The 6957-nt window shown below is 67.8% G+C and carries 6 protein-coding genes and 2 pseudogenes; 1 reads left to right on the forward strand and 7 read right to left on the reverse strand.

Going from position 1 to position 6957, the window contains the following annotated elements:
- Window positions 1–238 precede the first annotated feature (238 nt).
- From WA944_RS09295 to WA944_RS09310, 4 genes and pseudogenes are all read right to left on the reverse strand, one after another.
- Window positions 239–1082: pseudogene (locus tag WA944_RS09295) on the reverse strand (hypothetical protein).
- Between the two features lie 110 nt (window positions 1083–1192).
- Window positions 1193–2071: pseudogene (locus WA944_RS09300) on the reverse strand (peptidoglycan recognition protein family protein).
- Between the two features lie 120 nt (window positions 2072–2191).
- Complete coding sequence (locus tag WA944_RS09305) at window positions 2192–2650, reverse strand: hypothetical protein (protein WP_526646796.1); 459 nt, start codon at window positions 2648–2650, stop codon at window positions 2192–2194.
- The gene (locus tag WA944_RS09310; RefSeq protein WP_526646798.1) at window positions 2647–3750 is read right to left on the reverse strand and encodes a DmpA family aminopeptidase; all 1104 of its coding nucleotides are present in this window, start codon (window positions 3748–3750) and stop codon (window positions 2647–2649) included. The genes WA944_RS09305 and WA944_RS09310 overlap by 4 nt, the downstream gene beginning before the upstream one ends.
- 145 nt (window positions 3751–3895) lie before the next feature.
- Here WA944_RS09310 and WA944_RS09315 point away from each other — a divergent pair, with 145 nt between their 5' ends.
- The gene (locus WA944_RS09315) at window positions 3896–4498 is read left to right on the forward strand and encodes a TetR/AcrR family transcriptional regulator (RefSeq protein WP_526374840.1); all 603 of its coding nucleotides are present in this window, start codon (window positions 3896–3898) and stop codon (window positions 4496–4498) included.
- Between the two features lie 76 nt (window positions 4499–4574).
- Here the strand turns inward: WA944_RS09315 and WA944_RS09320 are convergent, their stop codons facing one another.
- The 3 genes from WA944_RS09320 to WA944_RS09330 all read right to left on the reverse strand — a co-directional run.
- Window positions 4575–5723: a fatty acid desaturase family protein gene (locus tag WA944_RS09320; RefSeq protein WP_526374844.1), complete on the reverse strand. Its 1149-nt coding sequence runs from the start codon at window positions 5721–5723 to the stop codon at window positions 4575–4577.
- A gap of 134 nt (window positions 5724–5857) precedes the next feature.
- Entirely contained in the window at window positions 5858–6250 is a 393-nt protein-coding gene (locus tag WA944_RS09325) for a hypothetical protein (RefSeq protein ID WP_526374838.1), read from the reverse strand.
- A 19-nt stretch (window positions 6251–6269) separates the two neighbouring features.
- Window positions 6270–6957: glycosyltransferase (locus WA944_RS09330; protein ID WP_526646800.1), on the reverse strand; the 688-nt coding region annotated here is incomplete at its 5' end.

Raw genomic sequence — 6957 nt, forward strand, 5'->3', positions numbered from 1 at the left:
CGATCGAGGATGCTGGGGCCTTTGTCCCAGTTGATCCCGACCACGTCGCCGTACCGGCGCAGCAAGTCGAGCGCTTCCCCGAGCACACTCACGACGGCGGACACCCCCTCGGCGTCCAGAATAAAACAGCCTCAGAAACCGTCAGCGCACCAATTCGGCTCCCGCGCTGCCGTTGAGACTGTGCTCACGGCGACGACGTGCGAGAAGGCCCCGCCGTGGACGCAGCCTCAATGGCACGTCAGAAGCCACCACGTGACCGCACCGCACGGTCCACCCGCGCCAGGATCTGATTCTTGTTCTGCCCTTTGACCACCCGCACCACAATCCAGCGGAGGCCGGCGAGGTACTCCATCCGGATGATGTCCTTGCGGTAGGCCACCGGATCCTCGCGATGGTGCTCGCCGTCGTACTCCACGCAACCTTGATCTCCTCCCACCCCATATCGAGGTAGTACCGCGGATACCCATGCGCGCCCAGCACCGGGATCTGGGTGGCCGGCCGCGGATAGGCCGCGTTGATCAGCAGCATTCGCAGCCACGACTCCTTGGGCGACTCCGCACCCGCGTCCACGAAATCGAGCACCCGGCCCACCCGCCGTAGACCCTTCACGTGCGGGTGCCGTTGCGCCAGGTCGAGGACGTCGTCGGCCTTGAAGTGGGTAGCCCTCGCCAATGCGTCCAGTCGGGCCACCGCACCACCTCTTCGGGACCGCGCCGCGCGAGGTCGAACGCCGTCCGCTCGACCGTCGTCGCCGGAAGGCCGTCTATGGAGACGATCTCGTCGTCCAACACGGTGTCGTTGCAGGTGCGCACCCCGGCCGGCGCTCGGTGATTGGGCCAGTTCAGCTCCACCACATCGTCATCGACCCACTTCGCACCCCACAGCGCCGACGCCGTCACACCCGAGATGACCGCCCTGCGCCCCGACCACAGCCACGCCGCGACCGCCCGCTGCTGCAGGGTCAGCTCAGCCCGTTTCGGCGCGTAGACGTCGGGCAACACCCGGCGATAGCTCGTCCGCAGCTCGTGGCGCGTCAACGCCCCGAGCGCCAACGCCTCACTTCCCAGGAACACCCGCTCCATGCCGGAAGCGTGCCATTTCAAGACGACGGGCCGCTGAATCCATCCACAGCCCCCATTGAGACTGCATCCACGGCGACGAAGTGCGAGAAGAGCCCGCCGTCAGCACAGTCTCAAGGAGTGGTTGCCGCGCCAGTGCCGGACAGCACCACCCTCAAGTTCAGGGCAGCTGCCGTGGCAGGGCCGACGATACCGTCGACCTTCAATCGCGGTGTGCGTCGTTGGAACTCCCTGACTGCGGCTTCGGTTTGCGGGCCGTAGAGGCCGTCGATCGCGAGATGCCCGGCGTACGAACGATATCCGTACTTGAGGCGGCGCTGCAGCTCGGCGACCTGTGGCCCCTCGGAGCCGCGGTAGAGCAGGATGTGCGCGTACTCGCCGACCGGGACCGGCGGTCTCGGTGTCGGCGCGGGATCCGCGATGACGCCGATCCGGGATTGGATGTCGCTGCGCAGGATCTCCATGTCGATCGCGCCCGGATCCCATTTGCCCTGGAAGCGGCCTGCGTATTCCTTGTGCCCGATCGTCCGCACGGAGTTCTGCGCCAAGCGGCGGTTGATCGCGGCGCAACAGCGGACCAACGCGTCATACTGCGCGTCGGTCCAGTTCGTGCGGTGTCGCGCCGTCGGACTGGTGCCGCTGTTGGCGCACTCGATCCCGATCATGTGCCAATTGCCCATGTTGGCCGGCAGCCACGGGTACATCCCGACGCCGGCGTGCCAAGCGACCCCGGCTGCCACAACCGTCACCGTGCCGTTACGAGCGATGTGCAGCTGCGACAGCGGCCCGGCAAGATCCGGCCTGCCGTTGGCGATGGAGGTCGCACTGGCGCTGTTGGACCCGGTGTGGTGCACCATAACGCCGCGGATGTCCTTGAAGCCGCCGTGGCCACGGTCTCGCCAGCCGGGATACTCGACGACACGGACACCCTAAGCGTGCAGCACGTCCGCGAGCCAGACGGGATCGCCCCGCCACGGGCCCGTCAGCGGCACGAAAGGTTCCCTTCGCCGATGCCGAGTGTCCACGTCCGCCCGTTGAGACTGCACACAGGGCGCAAAAGTTCGGGTAGACCCCGCCGCCAGCGCAATGTCAACGCAAACGCACCAGCAGTCTCAACGCAAGGTAACGGCGACGATGGCCATGATCGCGAACGAATAGACGGGCCAGGGGATTTCCGGACCGTTGTAGAACTTCACGGTGTCGCCGATCGCCCAGCCGATATAGCCGTAGATCCCGACCTGGATCGCGGTGTAGGCGATCAGCGCGACCACCGCGATCCCCTTGCCCATCCGCTGGCCGAGGCCGACGGTGACGTAGGAGAAGAACGCCCCGGCCTCGGGTACGTGGGGCGTCATCGTGACAAACCCCACCGAGAACAGCAGCAGGACCAGCGCGGCGGTCGCGAAACCCACCGGCGCTCCGGCACCGTTGCCCAGGCCCATGCCGAGCGGCATGTTGCCGCCGAAGACGGTCAGCGGGGCCGCGGCGGCCACCACCATGAACACGATGCTGACGACGCCGAGTCGGCCGTGCAACCGACCCTCTTGGGCCGTGATCGTCTGTTCGCTCATCGGGACTCCTGGGTGGGGGTGAGGGCTTGCTGGAGCAGGTTGTGGTCGAGCGCGTGTGCGGTCAGGCCGTTGCGGCCGGTGACGGTGGTGGCGGCGACGAGCGCGTTGACGATCGCCTCTTCGGTGGCCTCGATCGTCAGGTCGAACAGCCGGGTCATCAGTTGTGGTGCGACCATCCGCAGCGGGATCTCGGGCCGCGGTGTGTCGGCGTCCTCGTCCCACGCGTACGGCGGGATGCCGCGGTTGCCGGTGGCGAAGGCGAGCATCAGGTCACCGCTGTACTGCTCGCCGGTGCCACCGATCCGGCTGACCGCCAACCCCGCTCGTTGGGCCAACCGGGTGCACTGGTGCGGCAGCAGCGGGGCGTCGGTCGCGATGATCACGATGATCGACCCGGAGCCCGGCTCGTACTGCCGCGGCATGTCGGGCAACGGGACGACGTCGGCGCCGATCAACTCTCCCACCGGCACCCCGTTGATCCGAAGGCGTTCGCGCCGGCCATGATTGGCCTGCACCAGCACCCCCACCGTGTAGCTCCCCGCGGCGTTCTCGGTGACCCGCGACGAGGTCCCGATGCCTCCCTTGAAGCCGTGGCAGATCATCCCGGTGCCGCCGCCGACGGTGCCTTCGGCGACGGGACCACCGCGCGCGTCGGCCAATGCGGCCGCGACGTGGTCGGCCCGCACGTGGTGGCCGTTGATGTCGTTGAGCAGCCCGTCGTAGGTCTCCCCCACCACCGGCAGCGACCAGTACATGCCGTCGCCGCGGGCGCCCACCTGGGCGGCGACCAGCGCGTCACGCACCACGCCGACGCTGTGGGTGTTGGTGATGCCGATGGCCGAAGTGAGCTCGCCGGATTCCCGGATCCACTCCAGCCCGGTCATCTCGCCGCTGCCGTTGAGACGGTGACACCCCGCGAAGACCGGCTCGGCCCAGATGTCCGCGTGCGGGACGACGACGGTGACGCCGGTGTGGATCGCCGGTGGGCCGTCGTCCTGCAGCGTGGTGTGCCCGACGGCCACCCCCGTGACATCGGTGATGGCATTGTCCGGCCCCGGCGGGTGTTCGCCGATGACGATGCCGAGATCTCTCGCCCGCACTCGGGGCCTCCAGGTCAGCTAGTTCTTTTCCTAGTTGGAAAATAATGCGCCCAGACTGCGGCGGGCGCAACCCCAACGCCAGAATTGGTTCATCAGCGGGTAACCTCGCATCGGATCGAGGCGACGGGAACGGAGTGGTCAACGCGTGGGACGGCCGAACCGACAAATCGAGCGACGAGCCGAGATCCTCGATGCCACAATCGCTTTGATCGAACGCCATGACCTGGCCACGCTGCGCCTGGCCGATGTCGCCGAGGAACTCGGCCTGACCACCAATGCCGTGCGCTACTACTTCAAGGACATGACCCAACTGCTCTCCGAGCTGGCGTTGCGGTCCGATGTCCGGTTCTACGACGACCGGCTCGTAGCCATCGAGGAGGCCGACGACCCGGCCGCCCAACTGGCGCTGACGATCGCCGCGGGGCTTCCCACCGGACCGGAGGACGCCGAGTGGCGCGCGATCTGGCGGGCCGTGCTGGCCGCCGGATTCGAGCTCGACCAGCGCCGCGACGTGCAGGGCATCTATCACCGGCAGGTGGACCTCTACACCCAGATCCTGACCGTCGGCCGGAGGACGAAGGCGTTTGCGCTCGGCTCCCCGCCCCGTGACATCGCGATGACGTTGATGGCCATGGAGGACTATCTCGGCTACCGCATCGTCGCGCGCGACCCCGCAATGAACCGGCGGACCGCACTGCGGCTGATGCGTCAGTACGCCGAGCTGGCGACCGGGGCGCGGCTGCCGTAAATGGGGGCGTCGAGACTGCGCTCAGGGCGACGAAGTGCGAGTGACCTCCGCCGTCAGCGCAGCCTCAACGCAGAGGTCAGGCGGCGCGCAGCGCTGAGCGGCGACGTGCCACCCGTTGCTGACGCCGCCGGCGCGGCCGGATCTGGGAGACATCGGCATCCCGGCCGAAGAACCCGTCCGGGAACGCCAGCTTGTGGATGATGCCGAGCGTCGAGCCGTACTGGTGTGCAAGCGATCCGGTCAGGTACGGCAGGCCGTACTTCTGGCACAGCGGCCGCACCCGTTCGGCGATCTCGGCGAGCCGGTTGCTCGGTAGGTCGGGGAAGAGGTGGTGCTCGATCTGGTAGCACAGGTTGCCGCTGGCGAACCCCAGGAAGCGGCCGGCCTTGAAGTTGGCCGCGCCCAGCATCTGTCGCAGGTACCACTCGGCTCTGGTCTCGGACTGCAACACATCGGGCGTGAACTTCTGGGTGCCGTCGGGGAAGTGCCCGCAGAAGATCACCACATACGCCCACAGGTTGCGTAGCAGGTTGGCCACCGCATTCGCGCCCAACGTTCTCCGCCACCGCTTCACGCTCAGCGCCGGCCACAGCGCATAGTCCTTGAAGCCCTGGCGGGTGATCTTGCCCGCCAGGGCCTTGAGCTGCGCGCCCCGTCCGGGATTCGACTTCGCCAGGTCGACGTCGTGCATGGCGATGCCCCATTCGAATGTCAGAGCCAGGAAAAGATTCTGCAGCGGCTGCAGCAGATGCCGGCGGCTCCACGGCTGATCGGTCGTCACCCGCATCACGCCGAACCCGAGGTCGTCGTCCTCACCGAGCACGTTGCTGAACACGTGGTGGCGGTAGTTGTGCGACGAGCGCCACTGCGCCGAGACCGCGACCATGTCCCACTCCCACGTGCTCGAGTGGATCTCCGGGTCGTTCATCCAGTCCCACTGGCCGTGGGACACGTTGTGGCCGATCTCCATGTTCTCGACGCTCTTCGCGAAGCCGAGGGCGGCGGTGCCCAATGCCCAGCCGGCCTTGGACCGGGTGCCGGCGATCAGCAGCCGCGCCGCGACGTCAAGCGTGCGCTGGAACAGGATGGTGCGCCGGATGTAGGTCGCATCTGCAGCCCCGCGGGACTCCTCGATATCACTGCGGATCGCGTCGAGCTCACGTCCGAGGCATTCGATGTCGGTTGTGCTGAGGTGGGTGTATCTGGCGATGTCGGTGATGGCGATGTCGAAGTCCTAAGTAGATCCAGCGCAAGGGGCGTAGATCTCAACCCTTAACCGAAGTGTGTACAGACCGGTCGACGACAGTCGGCGGGTAACTCTTAGAGTACCCGCCAGTAGCATCTACAAACGCCTGGCGACTACGCCCCGGATTCCGGCGGCGCGGCCACCGGATGGCGGACGGTCCTACCGGTGAGCCGGCGGGTGCGCATCGGTTGACGCACGGTCCTCACGTGCTCCAACTGCCGGATCAGCTCGTTCTTCGCCTCCTGCAGGGCGCGCGTCAGGTCGGCACCCGCGGCGACCGCCACCAGCGGCGGGCGCCCCGGCAGCGTGGTGCGCAACGTCACACGCTGCTCCCTGCGACCGCGGTCCTGCAGCGACACCTCGACGCTCACGTCGTTGGCCGATCTGCCCAGATGCGGTCGCAGCGACGACAACGCCTCCCGCACGTGCGGACGTTCCTTCGCGACGAACCCCGCGCCCATGTGCACGACGAGCTCAGTGAGGCCGTTTCGGCGTCTGGTGCTCATCGTGACCTCGTCTCGGACATCACTGCGGGACAGGAGAAAAGCGGCGCGCCTGCTGCAGCGTCGAGATCACGGCGAGCGTTGACTCGGCGCCCTGGTTCAGGTTCACCGCGTCGGCGTGCAACCCGTCGAAGCCGCCGCCGGTCTCCGGATCCCACATGGGTAGTCCGGCGTCGTTGTCGCCCTGGAACCATCCGGCCGCGGACCGGATGCCCTCGGGCCACAGCGGACGCGGGTCCACGGTCGCGGCGCGCGCGCACGCATCGGCGAGGCTGGCCACCTCGATCGGTTGCTGGTCGAACGCCGGCCTGGCCTCCCCCGGCCCCCGACCCCCGTCCGGGGTGGGTGAGAGATGACCGTCGGCGGTTTCGTAGGTCAGCAACCATTCCAGCAAGTCCAGACCTCGCCGGCGCAGCGCCTCGTCGTCCAGCGCGACCCCCGCCGCGATCATCGCCTCGGCGACCACCCCGTTGGCGTACGTGAGTCGTGGCTCCGGCCAAGGCCATTCGGCGTCGTCCGTCGGCTCGGGGAGTCCCGCGACGTAGTCGGTGAGCAGCTTGAGCGCGGTGGCGTGCCCCGGATCGAAGGTCAGCAGCTCGGCGGCGCCGATCGCGGCGAACGCCATCGCCCGCGGGTGCGGCGACCTGGCTTCGGCCGCGCGGTCGAACTGGATGACCGCCAGCCGGCGCACCATGCTGACCGTGCTGTGG

The organism is Mycobacterium sp., from assembly GCF_049683355.1.
Classification (GTDB): domain Bacteria; phylum Actinomycetota; class Actinomycetes; order Mycobacteriales; family Mycobacteriaceae; genus Mycobacterium.

Excerpts from the sequence above, each read along its gene's own strand:
- WA944_RS09305 (WP_526646796.1), bottom strand. The coding sequence starts at position 2,650 with ATGAGCGAACAGACGATCACGGCCCAAGAGGGTCGGTTGCACGGCCGA.
- WA944_RS09325 (WP_526374838.1), bottom strand. The coding sequence starts at position 6,250 with ATGAGCACCAGACGCCGAAACGGCCTCACTGAGCTCGTCGTGCACATG.